This is a genomic window from Variovorax sp. GW821-FHT09D07 (assembly GCF_059416345.1).
This window is the reverse complement of sequence record NZ_JBWKOY010000008.1, coordinates 26,791-48,207: the sequence shown is the minus strand read 5'-3', so window position 1 is coordinate 48,207 and position 21,417 is coordinate 26,791. Positions and strand designations below refer to the sequence as shown.

The 21,417-nt window shown below is 69.3% G+C and carries 22 protein-coding genes; 11 read left to right on the top strand and 11 right to left on the bottom strand.

Annotated elements, in window-relative coordinates; translation table 11 throughout:
* Complete coding sequence (locus AC07OX_RS24560; RefSeq protein WP_495262280.1) at window positions 1–537, bottom strand: cysteine hydrolase family protein; 537 nt, start codon at window positions 535–537, stop codon at window positions 1–3.
* Between the two features lie 154 nt (window positions 538–691).
* On the opposite strand from AC07OX_RS24560, the gene AC07OX_RS24555 reads away from it, so the two are divergent.
* Together AC07OX_RS24555 and AC07OX_RS24550 are read left to right on the top strand one after the other, a co-directional pair.
* Window positions 692–1,819, top strand: a complete 1,128-nt coding sequence (locus tag AC07OX_RS24555; protein ID WP_495262281.1) for an MBL fold metallo-hydrolase — start codon at window positions 692–694, stop codon at window positions 1,817–1,819.
* A 560-nt stretch (window positions 1,820–2,379) separates the two neighbouring features.
* The gene (locus AC07OX_RS24550; RefSeq protein ID WP_495262282.1) at window positions 2,380–3,333 is read left to right on the top strand and encodes an ABC transporter substrate-binding protein; all 954 of its coding nucleotides are present in this window, start codon (window positions 2,380–2,382) and stop codon (window positions 3,331–3,333) included.
* A gap of 22 nt (window positions 3,334–3,355) precedes the next feature.
* Here AC07OX_RS24550 and AC07OX_RS24545 read toward each other — a convergent pair whose 3' ends face one another.
* From AC07OX_RS24545 to AC07OX_RS24525, 5 genes are all read right to left on the bottom strand, one after another.
* Complete coding sequence (locus AC07OX_RS24545; protein WP_493192811.1) at window positions 3,356–3,553, bottom strand: hypothetical protein; 198 nt, start codon at window positions 3,551–3,553, stop codon at window positions 3,356–3,358.
* The gene (gene parC, locus AC07OX_RS24540) at window positions 3,553–5,949 is read right to left on the bottom strand and encodes a DNA topoisomerase IV subunit A (protein ID WP_495262283.1); all 2,397 of its coding nucleotides are present in this window, start codon (window positions 5,947–5,949) and stop codon (window positions 3,553–3,555) included. Before parC ends, AC07OX_RS24545 begins: the two co-directional genes overlap by 1 nt.
* Before the next feature lie 87 nt (window positions 5,950–6,036).
* On the bottom strand, window positions 6,037–6,972 hold the full coding sequence (locus tag AC07OX_RS24535) for a lytic transglycosylase domain-containing protein (RefSeq protein ID WP_495262284.1): 936 nt from the start codon (window positions 6,970–6,972) through the stop codon (window positions 6,037–6,039).
* Window positions 6,973–7,005: 33 nt separating this feature from the next.
* Window positions 7,006–8,994 (bottom strand): DNA topoisomerase IV subunit B, encoded by a 1,989-nt coding sequence (locus AC07OX_RS24530; protein WP_062474697.1) that lies wholly within the window; start codon window positions 8,992–8,994, stop codon window positions 7,006–7,008.
* A 74-nt stretch (window positions 8,995–9,068) separates the two neighbouring features.
* On the bottom strand, window positions 9,069–9,980 hold the full coding sequence (locus tag AC07OX_RS24525) for a LysR family transcriptional regulator (protein ID WP_495262285.1): 912 nt from the start codon (window positions 9,978–9,980) through the stop codon (window positions 9,069–9,071).
* Between the two features lie 90 nt (window positions 9,981–10,070).
* Between AC07OX_RS24525 and AC07OX_RS24520 the strand changes: the two genes are divergently transcribed.
* The 8 genes from AC07OX_RS24520 to AC07OX_RS24485 all read left to right on the top strand — a co-directional run bounded on the left by AC07OX_RS24520 (window position 10,071) and on the right by AC07OX_RS24485 (window position 17,597).
* Complete coding sequence (locus AC07OX_RS24520; protein WP_495262286.1) at window positions 10,071–11,264, top strand: serine hydrolase domain-containing protein; 1,194 nt, start codon at window positions 10,071–10,073, stop codon at window positions 11,262–11,264.
* A complete protein-coding gene (locus AC07OX_RS24515; protein ID WP_495262287.1) occupies window positions 11,257–12,453 on the top strand; it encodes an MFS transporter in 1,197 nt (398 codons plus the stop codon). Before AC07OX_RS24520 ends, AC07OX_RS24515 begins: the two co-directional genes overlap by 8 nt.
* Window positions 12,454–12,584: 131 nt before the next feature.
* A complete protein-coding gene (locus tag AC07OX_RS24510) occupies window positions 12,585–13,811 on the top strand; it encodes an MFS transporter (protein WP_495262288.1) in 1,227 nt (408 codons plus the stop codon).
* A gap of 41 nt (window positions 13,812–13,852) precedes the next feature.
* On the top strand, window positions 13,853–13,996 hold the full coding sequence (locus AC07OX_RS24505; protein ID WP_167395003.1) for a hypothetical protein: 144 nt from the start codon (window positions 13,853–13,855) through the stop codon (window positions 13,994–13,996).
* A gap of 43 nt (window positions 13,997–14,039) precedes the next feature.
* On the top strand, window positions 14,040–14,612 hold the full coding sequence (locus tag AC07OX_RS24500) for a class I SAM-dependent methyltransferase (RefSeq protein ID WP_495262289.1): 573 nt from the start codon (window positions 14,040–14,042) through the stop codon (window positions 14,610–14,612).
* Window positions 14,613–14,683: 71 nt separating this feature from the next.
* The gene (dapA, locus tag AC07OX_RS24495; protein ID WP_370680965.1) at window positions 14,684–15,580 is read left to right on the top strand and encodes a 4-hydroxy-tetrahydrodipicolinate synthase; all 897 of its coding nucleotides are present in this window, start codon (window positions 14,684–14,686) and stop codon (window positions 15,578–15,580) included.
* A gap of 155 nt (window positions 15,581–15,735) precedes the next feature.
* Window positions 15,736–16,812 (top strand): NlpB/DapX family lipoprotein, encoded by a 1,077-nt coding sequence (gene bamC, locus AC07OX_RS24490; RefSeq protein ID WP_062474681.1) that lies wholly within the window; start codon window positions 15,736–15,738, stop codon window positions 16,810–16,812.
* Between the two features lie 5 nt (window positions 16,813–16,817).
* Window positions 16,818–17,597 (top strand): MBL fold metallo-hydrolase, encoded by a 780-nt coding sequence (locus tag AC07OX_RS24485; protein ID WP_062474678.1) that lies wholly within the window; start codon window positions 16,818–16,820, stop codon window positions 17,595–17,597.
* A gap of 79 nt (window positions 17,598–17,676) precedes the next feature.
* Here AC07OX_RS24485 and AC07OX_RS24480 read toward each other — a convergent pair whose 3' ends face one another.
* From AC07OX_RS24480 to AC07OX_RS24470, 3 genes are all read right to left on the bottom strand, one after another.
* Window positions 17,677–17,925, bottom strand: a complete 249-nt coding sequence (locus tag AC07OX_RS24480) for a hypothetical protein (protein ID WP_056583267.1) — start codon at window positions 17,923–17,925, stop codon at window positions 17,677–17,679.
* A 94-nt stretch (window positions 17,926–18,019) separates the two neighbouring features.
* Window positions 18,020–18,529 (bottom strand): hypothetical protein, encoded by a 510-nt coding sequence (locus tag AC07OX_RS24475; RefSeq protein ID WP_495262290.1) that lies wholly within the window; start codon window positions 18,527–18,529, stop codon window positions 18,020–18,022.
* Window positions 18,519–19,661, bottom strand: coding sequence for a JmjC domain-containing protein (locus tag AC07OX_RS24470; RefSeq protein WP_495262291.1), 1,143 nt, complete (start codon window positions 19,659–19,661; stop codon window positions 18,519–18,521). Before AC07OX_RS24470 ends, AC07OX_RS24475 begins: the two co-directional genes overlap by 11 nt.
* 14 nt (window positions 19,662–19,675) lie before the next feature.
* Here AC07OX_RS24470 and AC07OX_RS24465 point away from each other — a divergent pair, with 14 nt between their 5' ends.
* Window positions 19,676–20,200, top strand: coding sequence for an FKBP-type peptidyl-prolyl cis-trans isomerase (locus AC07OX_RS24465; protein ID WP_062474668.1), 525 nt, complete (start codon window positions 19,676–19,678; stop codon window positions 20,198–20,200).
* A gap of 69 nt (window positions 20,201–20,269) precedes the next feature.
* Here the strand turns inward: AC07OX_RS24465 and AC07OX_RS24460 are convergent, their stop codons facing one another.
* Together AC07OX_RS24460 and dut are read right to left on the bottom strand one after the other, a co-directional pair.
* A complete protein-coding gene (locus AC07OX_RS24460; RefSeq protein ID WP_062474665.1) occupies window positions 20,270–20,770 on the bottom strand; it encodes a glycine zipper 2TM domain-containing protein in 501 nt (166 codons plus the stop codon).
* A gap of 195 nt (window positions 20,771–20,965) precedes the next feature.
* Window positions 20,966–21,412 (bottom strand): dUTP diphosphatase, encoded by a 447-nt coding sequence (dut, locus tag AC07OX_RS24455; RefSeq protein ID WP_070059522.1) that lies wholly within the window; start codon window positions 21,410–21,412, stop codon window positions 20,966–20,968.
* Window positions 21,413–21,417: the final 5 nt, after the last annotated feature.

The following is a 21,417-nucleotide window of genomic DNA, read 5'->3' as shown; positions in this document are numbered from 1 at the left end:
TCAATCGCCGAAAGCGATGTCCGCGCTGTCGATCGCGCGGATCGGCACGCCGAAGCTCGTGATGTCCGACAGCGTCGCGTTGTGGTGCGCGCGGATGAAGGCGCCCTTGGCGTGCGGCTTGTCGTGCGAGGTGTGGGCGTCGGCCGCCAGCACCACCTCGTAGCCCAGCGCGGCAGCGCGGCGCACGGTGGTGTCCACGCAGAACTCCGACGAATAGCCGCAGACCACCACGCGCCGAGCGCCCTGCCCCGACAGCCAGGCTTCGAGCGGCGTGCGCAGGAACGAGTCGGGCGTGGTCTTGCGCAGGCGCGCGTCCGCCGGCGTCACCTGCAAGGCATCGGCCAGCTGCCAGCGCTCGGAATCGAACTCCAGGTCGATGGCGTTCTCGTGCTGGACGAAAGCCACCGGCACGCCCGCCGCGCGGGCCCGCGCCGTGAGCGCGTTGATGCGCGCGATGACCGCTTCGGCCTCGTACGGCCGGGGCGGATCGTCGCAAAGGCCGCGCTGCATGTCGATGACGAGGATGGCAGTTTTCATGGCGATGAAGGGCTGTGGACGTGGATCGCCGCAGTATGCCGCCGGCCCGCGGATTGCCCCCGCCCGCCGAATGTTTCTGTCGCTGAAACCATTGAAAAGCCAACTCCCGCTAGTCTCGCGCCTCAAGACCAACACACACGCAGAGGGCTTTCCCATGGCTGACGAATCGGATTCGCAAGGCGCTTACTTACCCCGGCTGCTGCGCCGCAGCGCGGTGCTCGCCACGGCGGGCTGCGCGTTCGTGGCCGGCTGCAGCAGCGCCGGCGGCGGGGAAACGCGCTACGACAACTCGCCGCAGTTCAAGGGCGGCGTGTTCCAGAACATGCCCAACCCCGAGCTGCAGCCCGCCGCCAGCACCTGGCGCATCTGGTCGCGCTTCATCGTCGGCAGCAAGGTCGACACCGTGCCGGTCGACCCGATTCCGGTGCGCGCCCTGACGCCCCAGGCGCTCGACGCGCTCGCGGTCGACGCCAACCACGTGGTGCGCCTGGGCCACTCGTCGCACCTGCTGAAGCTCAAGGGCAAGTACTGGCTCATCGACCCCGTGTTCAGCGAACGCGTCTCGCCCTTCACCTGGGTCGGGCCGAAGCGCTTCCACAAGCCGCCGATCCAGCTGGAGCAGCTACCGCCGATCGAGGCCGTGATCCTCTCGCACGACCACTACGACCACTTGGACGTCGCCACCATCGAGTACCTCGCCACGCGCGTGCAGCGCTATTTCGTGCCGCTGGGCGTGCGCGCCCGGCTCGTCGAGATGGGCGTGCCCGCCGAGCGCGTCACCGAGCTCGACTGGTGGCAAGGCGGCGAGCATGCGGGCGTGAAGCTCACCGCCACGCCCGCGCAGCATTTCTCGGGCCGCGCGGTCACGCTGACCGACCGCGACCGCACGCTGTGGGCCTCGTGGGTGGTGCAAAGCGGCGACCAGCGCATCTTCTACAGCGGCGACTCGGGCTACTTCCCCGGCTTCAAGCAGATCGGCGAACGCTTCGGCGGCTTCGACCTGGCGTTGATGGAAAACGGCGCCTACGACGCCTACTGGCCCGGCGTGCACATGACGCCCGAGCAGAGCGTGCAGGCCTTCGAAGACCTGCGCGGCAAGGTGCTCTATTCGGTGCACAACAGCACCTTCGACCTGGCCTTCCACACTTGGCACGACCCGCTGGACCGCATCGCCGACCTGGCGCAGGCGAAGAAGATCGACCTGGCCACGCCGGTGATCGGCGAAGTGCTCACGGTGGGCCAGGCACGCACCAACGTGCGTTGGTGGGCCGGGCTGAAGTAAGGAGTGCACCGTCCGCGCGGCGGTGCGTATTTCAAATGTTGCTCGTCACTTTTGGAAGGTTTACAGACAGTTAACCAGCGGCCGGTTCAATCGCCGTGTCGCCGCGACGAATCCCTCACCGGACGCCGATCGCGGACGACACCGTCATCTGCAAGGCAGCAGCCACAGGGAGCAAGGTGATCACAAGAAGAACCGGCAAGAAAGGAGGCGGCATCCCCGCCATCTCGACGCGCGCCCCGAGGCGCCGCCTGGCGCGCATCGCCAGGGGTTTCGCCACGGGGCGCGTGCTGGCATCGATCGCAGGCGCACGGGCCGTCGCACCCCCGATGCGCCGCACATCGGCCTGATCGTCAGCGACCCGGGCAACCTCTTCTTCCTCCAGGTCTGACACTGCCGCCGCCCACGCTGCCGACCCGCGACAACATCGGCACCGACCGAGGTCAGCAGGTCCGTCCATTCCCTCACGCTTGCCCCGCAGATCGCGGATGCGAGGCGCTGCGGAACATGTCATCATCCCCACCCCTTCACCGGCCCCCTCTCGCAACGAGGCCCTCGCACCCATGCCCATGAAACGTCCCTGGCGCACCTGGCTGCTGGCCCTCCTCCTCGCCGTGGGCCCCGTGGGCAGCGCGCTCGCGACACATGCCAACCATGGCAAGGGCCCGCGCGTCGGCGTGCTCGTGAGCGACCTGCGCAACCCCTTCTTTGCCTACATCGCGCGCGCAGTGGAAAGCACGCTGGCCGCAGACAGTCGCAACGCGGCGCACATCACGGTCGTGTCGAGCGGGTTCGATCCGCAGCGGCAGGACGAGCAGCTCAAGGAGATGATCCGCCAGCGCGTGCAGCTGGTGATCGTGACGCCGGTCGATTCGACCAGCCTGCACGCCCGCGTCGCGGAGGCGCGCGCGGCCGGCATCAAGGTCGTGGCGGTCGATGCGCTCGTGCAAGGCGCGGACGCGGCCGTGGTGACCGACAGCCGCGCGGCCGGCAGGCTCTCTTGCGAACACCTGGTGCGCACGCTCGGCGGCAAAGGCGAAGTGGCGATCATCGACGGCCCGCCGAACACGGCCGCGGTGGGCCGCGTCAACGGCTGCCGCGAGGCGTTGAACGCCGCACCCGGCGTGCGCGTCGTGTCGATGGCGCTCAATGGCGGCGCCACCAAGGACGGCGGCGTCGAACAGATGACGCGGCTGCTCGCGCGCCATCCGAAGCTGTCGGGCGTGTTCGCGATCAACGACCTGTGCGGCATCGGCGCGGAACTGGCGGCCCAGGTCGCGGGCCGGCGCGACATCGTCATCACGGCGATGGACGGTTCGCCGGAGGTGGCGCAGCGGCTGCAAGACCCGGCCACCTTGATCGCAGGCAGCGCCACGCAGTCGCCCACGTTGATGGGCCAGCGGGCGGCCCAGATCGGGCTGAAGCTCCTGAAGGGCCAGCCCCCGGCGCAGCGCGTGCTGCTGTTGCCGTCGAAGCTCGTGACGCGCGAGAACGTCGACGGCTACGGGGGCTGGTGAGCCAGCCCCTCGGCCTGCCTGCCTACTTGCCTTCCTGCTCGCGCCGCTCGCGCGCGCGCCGCACCTGACGCGTCTCGTTGGCCTGCGCGATGGCGCGGTCTTTCGCGCGCCGCTTGCCCTGGCGCTTCTCGCGCATGCGGCGCCCCAGGATGTAGCTGCCGAAGCCCGTGACCACGGCGAGGACCACGCCGAGGATGCTGATGTCGATGCCGCCCAACATCAGAGCACCCGCACCACGCTCGCCGGCGTGAATCCGAGGTCTGCCACCTTGCCCTTGCGCGCACGGGCCCCCATCGCGTTGTTGAGCGAGCGGATCTCGAGCGTTTCTTCGCGCTCCTTGCCGCCGCGGGCGACGCCTTCGATCCGCACGCTGCGCGTGTAGGCCACCGCACCGGCCAGTGACTCCTTGGCCTCCAGGTCGATCAGCATCAGGCCGCGGCCGCCCTTGGGCAGGCTCTTGAGCTCGGTGATGTCGAACGTCAGGATGCGCTTGCCGCTCGAGGCGCAGGCCACGTGCGTGGCGGCCGGCATCGGCTCGGCACCGCTCGCGCCGCCCACCAGCGACGGCCGGCACAGCTGCTCGCCCTCGCCCACATCGATGAAGGCCTTGCCGCCGCGCTGGCGCGACATCATGTTCTCGATGGTGGCCATGAAACCGTAGCCGCCGGTGTTGGCCAGCAGCAGGCAGGCGCCCACCGGGCCCGCGAAGAAATGCGTGACGTGCGTGCCGGCATCGAGCTCGATGAGCGTGGTGACGGGCTGGCCGTCGCCGCGCGCACCGGGCAGCGAGGCCACGGGCACGGTGTAGACGCGCACGCTCTTGTCCTTGGCGCTGCCGAAGACCAGCAGCGTGTCGACGCTGCGGCACTCGAAGGCGCCGTAGAGCGTGTCGCCCGACTTGAAGCTGTACTCGGGCGCGGTGCCGCCGTTGCCGGCGGCCTTCTCGCTGGCCCACCCCTTCTGCGCGCGCACCCAGCCCTTCTGCGACACGATCACGGTGACGGGCTCGTCGACCACCTTCACCTCGGCCACGGCGCGCTTCTCGGCCTGGATGAGCGTGCGACGCGGGTCTTCGAAGGTCTTGGCGTCGGCTTCGATTTCCTTCACCAGCAGGCGGCGCAGCGTGGCCGGGCTGGAGAGGATGTCTTCGAGCTTCTTCTGCTCGTCGCGCAGGCCGGCCAGTTCCTGCTCGATCTTGATGGCCTCGAGCCGCGCGAGTTGGCGCAGCCGGATTTCAAGGATGTCCTCGGCCTGGCGTTCGCTGAGGTTGAAGCGCGCGATGAGCGCCGCCTTCGGGTCTTCCGCCGCGCGGATGATGGCGATCACCTCGTCGATGTTCAGCAGCACCAGCTGCCGGCCTTCGAGGATGTGGATGCGGTCCTGCACCTTGTCCAGGCGATGGCGCGAACGCCGCTCGACGGTGATCTCGCGGAACGCGATCCACTCGTTGAGCATCTGGCGCAGCGACTTCTGCGTGGGCTTGCCGTCAATGCCGACCATCGTGAGGTTGATCGACGACGAGGTCTCGAGCGAGGTCTGCGCCAGCAGCGTGGTCACGAACTCGTCCTGGCTGATGCGCGAGGTCTTGGGCTCGAACACCAGGCGCACGGCGGCGTCCTTGCTCGACTCGTCGCGCACCACGTCGAGCACCGACAGCATCGCGGCCTTCAGTTGCGTCTGATCGGCCGAGAGCGCCTTCTTGCCCGCCTTGACCTTCGGGTTGGTGATTTCCTCGATTTCTTCGAGCACCTTCTGCGTGCTCACGCCCGGCGGCAGTTCGTTGACCACGAGCTGCCACTGGCCGCGCGCGAGGTCTTCGATCTTCCAGCGCGCGCGCACCTTGAGCGAGCCGCGGCCGGTGCGGTAGGCGTCGGCGATGTCGCTGGCGCTGCTGATGATCTGCGCGCCGCCCGGGTAGTCGGGGCCGGGCACGAGGGCGAAGAGCTCTTCTTCGCTGAGCTTGCCGTTGGACTTGATCAGCGCCACGCAAGCGTCGGCGATCTCGCGCAGGTTGTGGCTCGGGATCTCGGTGGCCAGGCCCACGGCGATGCCGCTGGCGCCGTTGAGCAGCGTGAACGGCAGCCGCGCGGGCAGCAGGCGCGGCTCCTCGGTGCTGCCGTCGTAGTTGGGAATGAAGTCGACCGTGCCTTCGTCGATCTCGTCGAGCAAGAGGCTGGTGATGCGCGCCAGGCGCGCTTCGGTGTAGCGCATGGCCGCGGCGCCGTCGCCGTCGCGGCTGCCGAAGTTGCCCTGGCCGTCGACCAGCGGATAGCGCTGCGAGAAGTCTTGCGCCATGCGCACCAGCGCGTCGTACGCGGCCTGGTCGCTGTGCGGGTGGAAGCGGCCGAGCACGTCGCCGACCACGCGCGCACTCTTCACGGGCTTGGCGCCCACGGTGCCGTTGGTGCCGCCGAAGCCCAGGCCCATGCGCGACATCGAGTACAGGATGCGCCGCTGCACCGGCTTCTGGCCGTCGGACACATCGGGCAACGCGCGGCCCTTGACCACGCTCAGGGCGTATTCGAGGTAGGCGGTCTGCGCGTAGTCGGCCAGCGTGAGGGTGGTGTCGCCGTCGGTGGGGCCTGCAAGGTCGAGCGGAGGTTGAGAGTCGTCCATGAAGAAGAGAGAAAGAAAAACAGTGACGGGCGGCGTGCGTTCGCGCTCAGCCCAAAATGAAAGTGGGGTGCATGGCGGCCTGCGGGATCACGACAGCGGCGACGGCGGCGAAGCGTCGCCCGGCTCCACCGCGCTGGTCGGCACGTCGGACGGCTCGGGAATATCGGGCATGGTCGGCACATTGCGCGGCGACTCGGACGGCATGTTGCCGCGCCCGATCGCGCCGCCCTTGGGCACCGACATTTCCATGCGGATGCGCCCGGGCGTCCTGCCACCACTGCTGCCGCTTCCGCTGCGCAGGTTGCCGCCCACGGTCACGGCCGAGGGCTTGAGGTACGCATACAGCTGCAGCACGGTCTGCACGTAGTTCTGCGTTTCCTTGTAGTTCGGGATCTTGTTGCCCGCGCGCTGCACCGCGCCCTCGCCCGCGTTGTAGGCGGCCAGCGCGAGCTCGATCTGGCCCGGGAACATCGCGATCAGGTCGCGCAGGTAGCGCGAACCGGCGGCGATGTTGATGTGCGGGTCGAACAGCTTCTTCTCGATCGTGCCGCGCTTGTCCGTCGCCACGCCGTAGCGCTGCGCGGTGGCCGGCATGAGCTGCATGAGCCCCATCGCGCCCTTGGGCGAGACGGCCTTGGCATCGAAGCCCGACTCGGTGGCGACCAGCGCCTGCAGCAGCTCGTAGTCGATCGCGTGCTTGCTCGACGCATCGCGCAGCGCCGCCTTGGCGGTCTTGTAGCCGGGCGAGGCCTCGAACATGGCGAGCAGGTTCTGCGACGCCGGCGACACCCTGCCGTCGAGCCGGCGGTGGATGCTGCCGCGGCCCATCGGCGACAGGCCCTTGGCGGTGTCGAAGCTCTGGCCGCCCTGGAAGAAGAGCTTGTAGCGCTCGTCGACCTTCTCGGCCGCGAAATGCGCCACGCCGTTGCTGTCGATGTAGCCATAGATGTCGGTCGCGTGCGCGAGCCCCTGCTGCATGCACAGCAGAAGGGCCAACCACAGCGAACGCTTGAAAACCGACATGCGTGTGAGAAGAAGGAAAGAAAAAGGAAACTGTCAGACGTCGATGTCGACGTCGTCTGCGCGCAATTCCATGAGCTCGCGCCGCGCCGCCGCTTCGCCCTTGCCCATCAGCTTGGTGATCTCGCCCTGGGTGGACGAAAAATCGAACCTGCCCAATTGGACCTTCATCAGGCGACGGGTGTCCGGATTGAGCGTGGTTTCCCACAATTGTTCCGCGCTCATTTCACCCAGGCCCTTGAAGCGGCTGATGCTCCAGGCGCCTTCGCGCACGCCATCCTTGCGCAATTTGTCGAGCGTGGCGGTCAGTTCGCCCTCGTCCAGCGCATAAACCTTGGAGGCCGGCTTCTTGCCGCGCGCGGGCGCATCGACCCGGAACAATGGCGGCTTTGCGACATACACGTGGCCGGCTTCGATGAGCTTGGGAAAGTGCCGGAAGAACAGCGTGAGCAGCAGCACCTGGATGTGCGAGCCGTCCACGTCGGCATCGGACAGGATGCAGATCTTGCCGTAGCGCAGGCCGCTCATGTCGGGCGTGTCGGCGGGGCCGTGCGGATCGACGCCCACGGCCACCGAGATGTCGTGGATTTCGGTGTTGGCGAACAGGCGGTCGCGCTCCACTTCCCAGGTGTTGAGCACCTTGCCGCGCAGCGGCAGGATGGCCTGGCTTTCCTTGTCGCGGCCCATCTTGGCGCTGCCGCCGGCGGAGTCGCCCTCGACCAGGAAGACTTCGTTGTGGCTGATGTCCTTGCTCTCGCAGTCGGTCAGCTTGCCGGGCAGCACGGCCACGCCGGAGCCCTTGCGCTTCTCGACCTTCTGGCCAGCGCGCTGGCGGGTCTGGGCGGCCTTGATGGCCAGTTCGGCCAGCTTCTTGCCGTAGTCGACGTGCTGGTTGAGCCACAGCTCGAGCGTGGGACGCACGAAGCTGGACACCAGGCGCACCGCGTCGCGCGAGTTCAGGCGTTCCTTGATCTGGCCCTGGAACTGCGGGTCGAGCACCTTGGCGCTGAGCACGTACGAGGCGCGCGCGAACACGTCCTCGGGCAGGAGCTTCACGCCCTTGGGCAGCAGCGAGTGCAGCTCGATGAAGCTCTTCACCGCGTTGAACAGGCCGTCGCGCAGGCCGCTTTCGTGCGTGCCGCCGGCGCTGGTGGGAATCAGGTTGACGTAGCTCTCGCGCACCGGCTGGCCGTCTTCGGTGAAGGCCACGCACCAGTCGGCGCCCTCGCCTTCGGCGAAGTTGTCGGCGTTCTTGTCGGCATGGCCGCTGCCCTCGAACAGCGGAATGACCGGGTCGCCGTTGAGCGTCTGCATCAGGTAGTCGCTCAGGCCGCCCTTGTAGAGCCACTGCTGGCTTTCGCCGGTCTTCTCGACGGCCAGCGTGACGCTCACGCCGGGCATCAGCACGGCCTTGCTGCGCAGCAGGTGGGTGAGTTCGCCCATGGGCAGCGCGGCGGTCTCGAAGTACTTGGCGTCGGGCCAGGCGCGCACGGTGGTGCCCTGCTTGCGTTCGCCGGCTTCGAGCTTGCGGATTTCGAGCGCCTCGATCACGTCGCCGGCGCTGAAGGCCAGCTTGGCGACCGAGCCTTCACGGTGCGAGCTGACTTCGAGGCGCTTGGACAGCGCGTTGGTCACCGACACGCCCACGCCGTGCAGGCCGCCCGAGAAGCTGTAGGCGCCGCCCGAGCCCTTGTCGAACTTGCCGCCGGCGTGCAGCCGGGTGTAGACCAGCTCGATCACGGGGGCCTTCTCTTCGGGGTGCAGGCCGAAGGGAATGCCGCGGCCGTCGTCCTCGACGCTGACCGAGCCGTCGGTGTGCAGCGTGACCTTGATCTTCTTGCCGTAGCCCGCCAGCGCTTCGTCGGCGGCGTTGTCGAGCACTTCCTGGATGATGTGCAGGGGGTTGTCGGTCCGGGTGTACATGCCCGGGCGCTGCTTCACGGGCTCGAGGCCCTTGAGCACGCGGATGGAGCCTTCCGAATAGCCGGAAGCGGAGTCTGAAGATGTCTTGGGGGAAGTCGCCATGGGGGCGGATTGTAGTCAGTTGGGTTGAAATGACTGGATACCCATACAGGCACCGGCTTCGGTCTTTTCGCACATCAGGCGGGAGTTTCTGCGGGCGGACCGAACATCCGCGCGCCCAGGAAATCGATGAACGCCCGCAGCTTGGGCGACGGATGGCGCCCCGACGGCCACAGCACGCGGAACGCGATGGTACGGGGCCGGCGCAGGTGGTCGGCCAGCACGGGCTGCAGCGCGCCCTCGGCCAGCGCGGCGCGCACGCTGAAGTCGGGCAGGCAGGCGATGCCGCGCCCGCGCAGGGCGAAGCACAGCCGGGTCTCGATGTTGTTGCAGATCATCGAGACCGGCGGGCGCACCTCGCTGCCGTCGGGCCCGGGCGCGAGCGGCCAGACCTCGACCTTGCCGGTCGCCGGGTAGCGGTAGTGCAGGCAGGCGTGGCGGGCCAGGTCCTCCGGCGAGGCGGGCGTGCCGTGGCGCGCCAGGTACGCGGGCGAGGCCACGAGCAGCTGCGAGAACTCGCCGAGCTGGCGCGACGACAGCCGTGAATCCGCCGGCTCGCCGGTGCGCACCACGGCGTCGAAGCCTTCCTCGATGACGTCGACGAGCCGGTCGCTGAAATCGAGGTCGAGCTCGATCGCCGGGTAGGCGGCCATGAAGTCGGCCAGCACCGGCAGCACCAGCGAACTGACCAGCGGCAGGCTCACGCGCAGGCGCCCGCGCGGCGCCTCGGCGGCATGCGACAGCTCCTGCTCGGCGGCCTCGATCTCGGCCAGCACGCGGCGGCTGCGCGCCAGGAACAGCGCGCCCTCGGCGGTGAGCGTGATGCTGCGCGTGCTGCGGTGGAACAGGCGCACGCCCAGCCGCTCCTCGAGCCGCGCCACGCGCTTGCCCACGGCCGAGGCCGACACGCCGAGCGCGCGCCCGGCCGCCACGAAGCTGCGGGTTTCGGCGACCTGAACGAAGACGGCAAAGCCGCTGAGGCTGTCCATGGGGAATCTCCATTGCGGACTTCAACGTCCGCATTGAGCGGAACTGTAGCCGTCTTTATCCGAAGTCGGCTTCTTCCTATCGTTGGCCGCATGACCTTTCTCCCCGACATTTCTCCCACTTTCACCCCTGCGTGGCAGGGTCCGGACCCATCGCGCATTGACGCCGCCATCGACCGTGCGCTGGCCGAACAACGGCTGGTTGGCGCCGTGGTGCTGGTGAGCCACGGTGGCCGCCTCGTCCACCGGCGCGCCGCCGGCCTGGCCGACCGCGAGGCCGGCCGGCCGATGCGCGAGGACGCGCTGTTCCGACTGGCCTCGGTGTCCAAGCCCATCGTCTCGACCGCCGCGATGGTCCTCGTGGACCAGGGCCGGCTCGACCTGGACGCCCCTGTGACGCGCTGGCTGCCGGACTTCCGCCCGCGCCTTCCCGATGGCGGCGAAGCCGTCATCACGCTGCGGCAGCTGCTGACCCACACGGCCGGCCTGGGCTACCGCTTCCTCGAAAGCACGGACGACGGCCCGTACGCGCGCGCCGGCGTGTCGGACGGCATGGACCGCGACGACGGCCTCACGCTGGCCGCCAACCTGCAACGCCTGGCCGGCGTGCCGCTGCTGTACCCGCCGGGCACAGGTTGGCTCTATTCGCTGGCCATCGACGTGCTCGGCGCAGTGGTCGAGGCGGCCAGCGGCCTGCCGCTGCCCGAGGCGGTGCGCGCACTGGTGACCGGGCCGCTGCAGATGCACGACACGGGCTTCGCCGCCGTACCCGACGACCCGCGGCTGGCCACGCCCTACGTGAACGGCGCCGACGCGACGCCGCCGCAGCGCATGGACGGCCCGGTCGTCGCCACGCCGTTCGAAGGCGCCGTCGGCATCCGCTTCGACCCGGCGCGCGCCTTCGACGCCAACGCCTGGCCCTCGGCCGGCGCCGGCATGGTCGGCAGCGCGGGCGACTTCCTGCGCCTGCTCGAAACGCTGCGCACCGGCGGCGCCCCGCTGCTGGGCACCGCCACCGTCGACGCCATGGGCCGCAACCACACGGGCGCCTGGGGGCCGGCGGACGCGCCGGGCTGGGGCTTCGGCCTGGGTTTCTCGGTGCTGCACGACCCGCAGCCCACGCAGACGCCCGAATCGCCCGGCACCTGGCGCTGGGGCGGCGCCTACGGCCACGCCTGGTTCGTCGACCGGGCGCGCGGGCTCAGCGTGGTGGCCTTCACGAACACGCTCTATGAGGGCATGTCGGGCCGCTTCGTCACTGAACTGAGGGACGCCGTCTATGCGTGACACGACCTCTTCCTCACCGCTTCCCTTGTCGGGCCTGCTGGCGCTGGCGGCCGGCGGCTTCATCACCATCCTCACCGAGGCAATGCCGGCCGGCCTGCTGCCGCAGATCGGCGCCGACCTGGGCGTGGCGCCCGCGCTGGTCGGCCAGCTCGTCACGGTGTACGCGCTCGGTTCGCTGGTGGCGGCCATTCCGCTGGTGGCCTTCACGCGCGGCTGGCGGCGCCGGCCGCTGCTGATGGGCGCGATCGGCGGTTTCGCGGTGGTCAACACGGTGACGGCGCTGTCGCACGACTACACGCTGACGCTGGTCGCGCGCTTCTTCGCCGGCGTGTTCGCGGGCCTGCTGTGGGCGCTGCTGGCCGGGCACGCCGCGCGCATGGTGGCGCCGTCGCAGCAGGGCCGGGCCATCGCCGTGGCGATGCTGGGCGCGCCGCTGGCGCTGTCGCTGGGCATTCCGGCAGGCACGCTGCTGGGCGCGAGCGTCGGCTGGCGGCCGGCCTTTTTGATCATGTCGGCGCTGTCGGTGCTGCTGCTCGGCTGGGTGCGCTGGCAGGTGCCCGACTTCCCGGGCCAGGAGGCCGGGCGCCAGCAAAGCGTGCGCCGCGTGTTCCTGCTGCCGGGCGTGCGGCCGGTGCTGATGGTGATGTTCGCCTTCGTGCTCGCGCACAACATCCTCTACACCTACATCGCGCCCTTCCTGGCGCATGCCGGGCTCGGTGCCCAGGTCGGGCGGGTGCTGCTGGTGTTCGGCGCTGCGTCGCTGGGCGGCATCTGGCTCACGGGCGTGCTGATCGACCGCTGGCTGCGCACGCTGGTGCTGGCCGGCACGGCCGCCTTCGCGCTGGCGGCGCTGATGCTCGCCGCGGCGGGCGGATCGGCGGCGGGCGTGTACCTCGCGGTCGCGGTCTGGGGCCTGGCCTTCGGCGGCGCGGCGACGCTGTTCCAGACCGCCTCGGCCCAGGCGGCCGGCGATGCAGCGGACGTGGCGCAGTCGATGGTCGTGACGACCTGGAACCTCGCCATCGCAGGCGGCGGACTGGTGGGTGGCCTGCTGCTGCAGGGCGGCGGCGCGGGCAGCCTGCCCTGGTCGCTGCTGGCGTTGCTGGTGCCGGGGCTGATGCTGGCGTGGCGGGCCTGCGAGCACGGCTTTCCGGGCGCGCGCGGCGCGGCGGCGGCGCCGGCGCGCTGACCCCGAAGGCAGGCCGCGCGCCTGCCTTCTTTCTTTGATGCCGTGCGCGCATTGAAACCGCGCCCACAAATCATCAATGGCCATGGCCACCGCGCCACCTGCCGCAGCATCCATTTCGCTACATTCGAAGGATGCAAGCCTCCCCCGCTCCCACCCTTTCGATCAAGCAGGTGCTGTTCTGCGGCGCCATGATCGTCACGCTCTCGATGGGCATCCGCCACGGCTTCGGCCTCTGGTTGCAGCCCATCACGCAGGCGCAGGAGTGGAACCGACAGACCTTCTCGTTCGCGCTGGCGGTGCAGAACCTGTCGTGGGGCATCTTCGGCGTGTTCGCGGGCATGCTGGCCGACCGCTTCGGCGCGTTCCGCGTGCTGATCGGCGGCTCGCTGCTGTACGCGGCGGGCCTCTTCGGCATGGCGCATTCGCCGACGCCGCTGCTGTTCACCTTGAGCGCGGGCGTGCTGATCGGCGCGGCGCAGGCGGGCTCAACCTACGCCGTGATCTACGGCGTGATCGGCCGGCAGATCCCGGCCGAGCGCCGCTCCTGGGCGATGGGCGTGGCCGCGGCGGCCGGTTCGTTCGGCCAGTTCCTGATGGCGCCCATCGAAGGCCGCCTGATCGGCGCCTTCGGCTGGCAGACGGCGCTGGCCGTGGTGGCGGTGCTGGTGCTCGTGATCGTGCCGCTGGCCTTCGGCCTGCGCGAGCCCAAGACTGCGGCCCTGGCCGGCCACCGTGAGCAATCGGTGCTGCAGGCCGTGGGCGAGGCCTTCCGCTACCCGAGCTTCGGGCTGCTGATGGCGGGCTACTTCGTCTGCGGCTTCCAGCTGGCCTTCATCGGCATCCACATGCCGACCTACCTGCGCGACAAGAACCTGTCGCCTGAAGTGGCGGGCTACGCGCTGGCGCTGATCGGGCTGTTCAACGTGTTCGGCACCTACACGGTCGGCCTGCTGGGGCAGAAGCTGTCCAAGCCCAAGATCCTGGCGGCCATCTACTTTGCGCGGGCGGTGTCGATCGCGCTCTTCCTGCTGGCGCCGATCTCGCCGCTGAGCGTCTACGTCTTCTCGGCGGCCATGGGCTTCCTGTGGCTGTCGACCGTGCCGGCCACCAACGCCATCGTCGCGGGCATCTTCGGCGTGGCGCACCTGTCAATGCTCAGCGGCTTCGTGTTCCTGAGCCACCAGGTGGGGTCGTTCCTGGGCGTGTGGCTGGGCGGCTTCCTGTATGACACGACGGGCAGCTACAGCATCGTCTGGTACATCTCGATCGCGCTGGGCGTGTTCGCGGCGCTGATCAACCTGCCGGTCAAGGAAAGCGCCATCGCGCGCGCGGTCCGGCCGGTCGCCGTGGCGGGCTGACGGCCCGCGCTTTTCTGTCTTGTTTGCAAGGAGCCATCGCCATGACGCCCCGCACACGCAACCACTACCTGGCCCAGGCCGCCTGGCTCGCCGCCGTGCTGGCGGCGCTGGGCGGCGTGTTCGCGCTGTACGTGCATCCGACGTTCCTGGTCACGCTGGTCGACCAGGTGTGGTCCTGTTTCTGAACGACTTCGCCCCGAAATGCCCGCAAGCCGGGCCCAGGCCACTATGAAAGATGTAGCAATTCCCGTGCATGCGAGCACAGCGCCCTCCGAATGGGTCGTGCGCTGGTCGCACCTGCTTGCGCCGAACGCCACGGTGCTCGACGTGGCCTGCGGGTCCGGGCGGCACATGCAGTGGTTCACCGGGCGCGGGCATGCAACGACCGGCGTCGACCGGTCGCCCGAGGCCGTCGAGGCGGCCGGCGCCTTCGGGCGCGTGGTGGCGGCCGACATCGAGTCGGGCCCCTGGCCCTTCGCGGCCCAGCGCTTCGGCGCGGTGGTCGTCACGAACTACCTCTGGCGCCCGCGCATGGCCGACATCGTGGCCGCCGTGGCGCCGGGCGGCGTGCTGCTGTACGAGACCTTCGCGGCCGGCAACGAGACCGTCGGCAAGCCCTCGCGGCCCGACTTCCTGCTGCAGCCGGGCGAGCTGCTCGGGGCCTGCGCCAGCCTGCAGGTGATCGCCTATGAGGACGGCTTCCTGCCGGAGCCGGCGCGCTTCGTCCAGCGCATCGCCGCCGTGCGGCCCGGCGAAGCGGCCGCGGGCGCCCCGCAGCGCCACTTCCTGAAGGCCAGCTGAGCTGGCCGACACAACTGTCTCCGGCCCGGCCGGAGTCAGTAGAATGGCCGCTTTCGTCCACCGACAAAGAGATTCCCTTGGAGCAACTGACAGGCAGCATCGTCGCGCTCGTCACGCCGATGCACGACGACGGCAGTGTCGACTACCCCGCCCTGCGGCGGCTCATCGACTGGCACATTGACGAAGGCACCGACTGCCTTGGCGTGGTCGGCACCACCGGCGAATCGCCGACGGTCGATGTGGAAGAGCACTGCGAAATCATCCGCGTATCCGTCGAGCAGGCCCGGGGCCGCGTGCCCGTGATGGCCGGCTGCGGCGCGAACTCGACCAAGGAAGCCATCGAGCTCGCCAAGTTCGCCAAGGGCGTCGGCGCCGACTCGCAGCTGCAGGTCGTTCCCTACTACAACAAGCCCACGCAAGAGGGCCAGTACCAGCACTTCAAGGCCATCGCCGAAGCCGTCGGCGACCTGCCCGTCGTGCTGTACAACGTGCCCGGCCGCACCGTCGCCGATATGGCGCACGACACCGTGCTGCGCCTGGCCCAGGTGCCCGGCATCATCGGCATCAAGGAAGCCACCGGCAACATCGAGCGTGCCCAGTGGCTCATCCGCGACCTGCCGAAGCACTTTGCCGTCTACTCCGGCGACGACCCGACCGCGGTCGCGCTCATGCTGTGCGGCGGCCAGGGCAACATCAGCGTCACGGCCAACGTGGCGCCGCGCAAGATGCACGAGCTGTGCGTGGCCGCGCTGGCCGGCGACGTCAAGCGCGCCATGCAGCTGCAGTTCGAACTGATGCCGCTGCACCGCAACCTGTTCGTCGAACCCAACCCGATCCCGCTCAAGTGGGCCATGGCCCGCCTGGGTCTGTGCGGCGGCGCCCTGCGGCTGCCGCTCACGGAACTCGGCGAAGCGAGCCGCCCGGCGGTCGAGGGCGCCCTGCGCGCCACCGGCCTGCTCAAGGACTGACCGAGCCCGGGTTTCCCCCCGATCACACCGGTTCCCGTCCGCCCTTTCCCCTGTTCGCAGCAAGGTCAAGCAACCTTTTGCCGCAACAGTGCTCAGAGAGGGCGGGGCGCTGGGGCCCATCGATTGACCGAACCATTCCACCAAGGAAGACGACGTTGAAGAACATTTCGCGACTTGCACTGCTGGCCCTCGTTGCCAGCCTCGCCGCCTGCTCCGTCCTCGAGAGCGACAAGATCGACTACAAGAGCGCAGGCAAGGCCCCGACGCTCGAAGTCCCACCCGACCTGTCCCAGCTCTCGCGCGACAACCGCTACGCAGTGCCGGGCGGCGCCGTCACCGCCAACGCCTACCAGGCCGGCATCGCGAACGCACCGGGCATCCCCACCGCCGTGGCCAACATCGGCGACGTGCGCATGGAACGCTCGGGCACACAGCGCTGGATCGTCATCAACCGCACGCCCGACCAGCTCTGGGAGCCCGTCAAGGACTTCTGGCAGGAAAACGGCTTCCTGCTGACCACCGACCAGCGCAACCTGGGCATCATGGAAACCGACTGGGCCGAGAACCGCGCCAAGCTGCCGCAGGACATCATCCGCGGCACGCTGGGCAAGCTGGTCGACTCGGTCTACTCGACCGGCGAACTCGACCGCTTCCGCACCCGCCTGGAGCGCAGCACCAACGGCACCGAGATCTTCGTCAGCCACCGCGGCATGCAGGAGGTCTACAACAACTCCCGCCAGGACCAGACCGTGTGGCAGCCCCGCCCGAGCGATCCTGAGCTCGAGACCGAATTCCTGCGCCGCCTGATGGTCAAGCTCGGCGTCTCGCAAGAGCAGTCGAAGATCCTCGCCGCGACCACCGCAGCGCCCAAGACCGCCACCGTGGCCACCGTCGGCAACCAGCCGGTCGTGCAGATCAGCGAAGGCTTCGACCGCGCATGGCGCCGCGTCGGCCTGGCCCTGGACCGCACCGGCTTCACCGTCGAAGACCGCGATCGCAGCGCCGGCACCTACTACGTGCGCTACGTGACGCCGAACCCCGACAAGAAGGACGATGGCTTCTTCGGCAAGCTGTTCAGCTCCAAGAAGGACGAAGCGCCGATCAAGTTCCGCATCTCGGTCAAGAGCCAGGGCGAAGCCACCACGGTCTCGGTCCTGAACGACGCCGGCGCGCCCGAAACCTCGGCCAACGCGCAGCGCATCGTCAAGGTCATCGCCGACGACCTGAAGTAAGCCCCATGCTCCGCTTCCGAAGCCTCGGCAGCGGCAGCACGGGCAACGCCGCGCTGGTCGAAGCAACGACCAGCGCCGGCCGCACCACCCGCCTCCTCGTCGACTGCGGCTTCGGCATCCGCCAGCTCGACCGGCGCCTGGCCCAGGCGGGCCTGGCCGCAGCGGACCTCGACGCCGTCTTCATCACCCACGAGCATGGCGACCACATCGGTTGCGCCCATGCCCTGTCGCTGCGCGACCGCATCCCGGTCTGGATGAGCGAAGGCACCTGGCTCGCGACCGGCGGGCGCGACTACGAAGGCCGCCTGCACCTGGCGCGCGACGACGCCGAGTTCACGGTCGGCGACCTCTGCCTGCAGCCCTTCACCGTGCCCCATGACGCCCGCGAGCCGCTGCAGCTGCGCTGCACCGACGGCAACCGCACGCTGGGCGTGCTGACCGACCTGGGCCACGCCACCAGCCACGTGCTGGCCCGGCTGCGCGGCGCGCACGCGCTGCTGCTGGAGTTCAACCACGACAGCGACCTGCTCGCCGGCTCGGCTTACCCGTCGTTCCTGAAGCAGCGCGTGGGCGGCAACTACGGCCACCTGTCGAACACCGCGGCGGCGGAGATCGCACGTGCCGTGCTTCACGACGGGCTGCGCCACGTGGTCGCCGCGCACCTGAGCGAACAGAACAACCGGCCCGAGATCGTGCGACGCCTGATGGCCGAGGCGCTGGGCGGCGACGAGGCCGAGATGCTCACGGCCACCGCCGCCGAGGGCTCGCCCTGGCTCGACGTCTGAGCAGGCGGGGCATCGCCCTCCCCCAATGAAAAAGCCGCCCAAGGGCGGCTTTTTGCATGGTGCGGACCTGGCAGCGGAATTACTGCTTCGGTGCCTCGCCCTTCTTGGCGGCTTCGGTCGCGGCGTTGGCGGCGTCCAGGGCCGACGAAGCGGCAGCCGATGGTGCCGATGCAGGCGCGGCGGCCGGCGGTGCGGCGGGTGCGGGTTCGGTCACGGGAGCGGGCGGCGGGGTCACGACCGCGGGGGCGGCGTCCTCTTTCTTTCCGCAGGCCACCAGGGCGGCAGCGGCGATCAGCGAGGCAATCAGGACGGACGACGACTTCTTCATGAGGACTCCTTTGGCAATGAAGGTCTGGAACCAAAAAATTCTAGACCGCCAACCCCGCCCGGATATGTCGCGGGGGTGTATTTGCGGCATTGGCTTACAAGCCGAGCGTGGAGGCGGGAAAGGCCGGCCGGCCCTGGCGCCAGCGCTCGTCGAGGCCTTCGCGCAGGTCGCGCCGCGCACGCGGCTCGCTGCTGCAGACACCGCGGCTGCGTTCGGGGTCGATGCGGTGCAGGCACCAGGTGGGCGTCCAGAGGGCGCTGGACACCTCCTCGGCCGCGCCTGAACGGCCACCTGCCGCGCGGCATTCGACGATGTGGTCCCAGGTGCGGCGCCACGTCACGAAGCGCGCGTGACCGCGCTCGATCAGGTCGAAGCGCCCTGCCAGCAGCAACAGGCGGCGCCCGCTGGCCGACCAGGCCTGCAGCGCCTCGATGCTCGCGCGCTCGCCTAGGGGCCAGTCGGCGAAGTCGGGATCGCTGAAGACAATCTCGTTCCAGCCCTGGTGCGCAGCGGCGGACAAGGCCCCGCGGACGAGGTCAGCGAACGCCTCCCGGCCGTCGAAGCGGCCTTCGATCAGGACCGGGACGGCACCTTCACTCGGCATGCAGCCAGCCCGCCTCGCACCAATCGCCCAGCAGCGCCCGCGCGCCCTCGCTGGCACGGGCCAGGTCACGCGCACCGAGCGCACGCTGGTCCGCCAGCCGCCGCATCAGCGTGGCGTCGGCCCCGCCGGCGCGGAAGCTCTCGCCGTTGATGTAGACGTGCCGCGCGTCGTAGAGCATGCGCGTGCGGCGATCGAGCGCGACCTCGCGCAGCACCTCGGGCACTTCATTGCCTTCGCCGAACCAGACGTTGGCCTTCGGCTCGGTGAGCGATTCGCCCAGCGCACGGTCGATGGCGTCGGGGTCGCGCAGCGCGGCCTCGACCGCCTTGCGTGCGAAGTCCTGCAGCGCAGCCGGCATTGCAGCCGGGGCCTCGACCGCCGGTTGCGACGGATCGCGGTAGCGCGCCAGTTCGGCCGGGCCTGCGTCTTCCAGGTCTTCGGCATAGGCCTGCGCCACGCGCGCCAGCAGGTCGGCGCCCAGCTCGCCCACGGCGGACGAGCGCAGCCCGATCGAGTACGTCATGCAGTCGTCGCCCACCGCCACGCCGTCGTGGGCGTACTTGGGCGGCAGGTACAGCATGTCGCCGGGCTCGAGCACGAAGGTCTGCTCGGGCTCGAAGCGCTCGAGCACCTTGAGCGGCACGTCGGGCTGCAGCCGCAGGTCGGACTGCTTGCCGATGGACCAGCGGCGCCGGCCCTGCGCCTGCAGCAGGAACACGTCGTAGCTGTCGAAATGCGGGCCGACGCCGCCGGTGTCGCTCGCGTAGCTGATCATCAGGTCGTCCAGGCGCGCATCGGGCAGAAAACGGAACTGCCGCAGCAGCTCGTGCACGCCGTCGTGGTGCAGGTCGACGCCCTGCACCAGCATCGTCCAGCCCGGCTGCTTCAGCGGCGGCAGCGCGCGCCGGGGCAGCGGGCCGTGCTTGAGCGACCAGCCGGCCTTCCCATGCCGGATCAGGCGCGACTCGACCCCCTCGCGCTCCGCCAGCGCAAAGAGCGCGGGGCGGTCGATCGGTGGCACCATCGAGGGAACGGCCTGCCGGATCAGCAGGGGTTTCTTTTGCCAGTACCGGCGCATGAACTGCGCGGGACTCAGGCCGCCAAGCAAGGGCAGCGGTTGATTGATCTCCATGGGAGAATTCTGCAATGGAAATCTCTGAACAATGCGTGGTCGGCCTGACCTGGACCATGAAAGACACGCTCGGCGATGTGCTGGACGTGCTCGACGAGCCGGTGGAATTCATGGTGGGCGGCGACGACCTCTTCGACGTGATCGAGGCCGCCCTGCAGGGCCATGAGCCCGGCGCGCGCGTGCAACTGCAGATCGAGCCCGAGCAGGGCTTCGGCGACTTCAACGACCAGCTGCTCTTCCTGGAGCCGCGTTCGCTGTTCCCCGAAGGCACCGAAGAAGGCATGACCTTCGACGGCTCCGCCCTGCCCAAGGGCGTGAGCGAGGCCATGCCCAAGGACGCGATCTACACCGTGGCCGAGATCTATCCCGACCACCTCGTGCTCGACGGTAACCACCCGCTGGCGGGCATCGCGATCCGCCTGGACATCACGGTGCGTTCGGTGCGCGAAGCCACCGAAGAAGAAGTCGGCCGCGGCACGGCAGGCACCGCCTTCTTCAAGGTCCCGCCGATGGCGCCGGGCGGCCAGATGCTGCACTGAAACCACCCCACTCCACAAAGCAAAAGCCGGGCAGTGCCCGGCTTTTTTTGTGCGCGCGCGGCCGGAGGGCTACATGCGCGAGATGTGCCCGTTGTCGATGCGCACGCGGTCGCCGATGCGCAGGTCGCCCGGGTTCTGCACGTCGAAGGCACGGTAGCCGCCCCGGTCGGTCTGCACCGAGACACGGTAGCTCTCGTAGGCGCGCGGCCCGTTCTGCTGGGCCTCGATGGTGTTGCCCAGCAAGGCGCCGCCCACGAGGCCGAGCGCAGTGGCTGCGGCACGGCCGTTGCCGCGTCCGAACTGGTTGCCCACGACGCCGCCGATGAGACCACCCGCGATGGCACCGCCACCCGTGGTGCCCACGCCCGCGGTTTCGCTGCGCAGCACCTCGATGTTGGCGACGTGGCCGTACTCGACGTAGGCCGCTTCCTGGTACTGGATCGCCCGCGGCGGGGCCTGGTAGGGGTAGCGCGAGGTCTGGTAGACCGGGGCCGGCGCGACACAGGCCGTGAGCGTGGCCAGTGCGAGCACGGACGCCGTGACGGAAATGAAGCGCATTGAGATGTTCATGAAAGAGGCTCCTCGAAGAAAACAGCACGCGCCCGGACGGGCCGCATGCCGGCCTGTGTCTAACGTTTCAGCCGAAGCCGCGATGACGAAAGACAGACGCTGAAACCTTCGAGACGAACCACGCGCCGGCGGTTCCGTTCTTTACGCCTTGGATACTCAGGTGCCCTTCAGCTTTGCTGGGGCATCCCCACGAACTCAGTGCTTGCCGGTCGAGCCGTAGCCGCCCTCGCCGCGTTGCGAGGCCTCGAACTCGGCGACCACGCGGAACTGCGCCTGCACCACCGGCACGATCACCAGCTGCGCAAGCCGCTCCATCGGCTGCAGCACGAAGGGCGTGTTGCTGCGGTTCCAGGCGCTGACCTTCAACTCGCCCTGGTAGTCGCTGTCGATCAGGCCGACGAGGTTGCCCAGCACGATGCCGTGCTTGTGGCCCAGGCCCGAGCGCGGCAGGATCAACGCGGCATAGGCCGGATCGGCCAGGTGGATCGCGATGCCGGTGCCCACCAGTTGCCAGGCATTGGGCTCGAGCGTGACCGGGGCATCGAGGCAGGCCCGCAGGTCGAGGCCGGCGCTTCCGGGGGTGGCATACGCGGGCAATTGATCCACCATGCGCGGATCGAGGATTCGGACGTCTACGTTCACTGACT